Below are 721 nucleotides of genomic sequence, written 5' to 3'. Positions count from 1 at the left end.
CATCGACACCCCGGAGAAGTACTGGCTGGAGTGGAAGGAGGAGGAAGAGGCGGAGGAAGCGTCCTCCTCCGAGGGGCCGTTGGACCGCGCCCTGGTCCAACTCTGCAACAAGGAGCGGATCCTGGAGCTGATCCACGACTTCACCGTGTTCGACTCCGGTGTCCGCAAAGCGTGCCGCCACAACCAGTACTTCGGCGTGAAGAAGGCACAGGAACGTATCGGTCGTCGTGAGGGCGGCGTCATCTGGCACACCCAGGGGTCGGGCAAGTCGCTCACGATGGTGTGGCTGGCGAAGTGGATCCGTGAGAACCAGAAGGACCCCCGTGTCCTCCTCATCACCGACCGCGAGGAGCTGGACGAGCAGATCGAGAAGGTCTTCAACGGCGTCAACGAGAAGATCTACCGCACCAAGTCCGGTGCGGATCTCCTGGACACCTTGAACAAGTCCACCGAGTGGCTCATCTGCTCCCTCGTGCACAAGTTCGGCAGCTCTGTGGGCAAGGTAGGCGACGAGGAGAAGGCGCAGGACAAGTTCATCGAGGAGCTCAAGGCCAACGTCCCAAAGGACTTCAAGGCCAAGGGCAACCTGTTCGTCTTCATCGACGAAGCCCACCGCACCGAGTCCGGCAAGATGCATGCCGCGATGAAGCGCCTGCTGCCCGGCGCGATGTTCATCGGCTTCACCGGAACGCCCCTGCTCAAGGCGGACAAGGGCACGAGC

General features: G+C 62.0%; 1 protein-coding gene. It reads left to right on the top strand.

Going from position 1 to position 721, the window contains the following annotated elements; translation table 11 throughout:
- Positions 1 to 721: DEAD/DEAH box helicase family protein (locus BFF76_RS30775; RefSeq protein ID WP_167359556.1), on the top strand; the 721-nt coding region annotated here is incomplete at both ends.

The organism is Streptomyces mutomycini (assembly GCF_001700505.1).
Classification (GTDB): Bacteria; Actinomycetota; Actinomycetes; order Streptomycetales; family Streptomycetaceae; genus Streptomyces; species Streptomyces mutomycini.
This window is presented reverse-complemented; position numbering and strand designations above follow the sequence as displayed.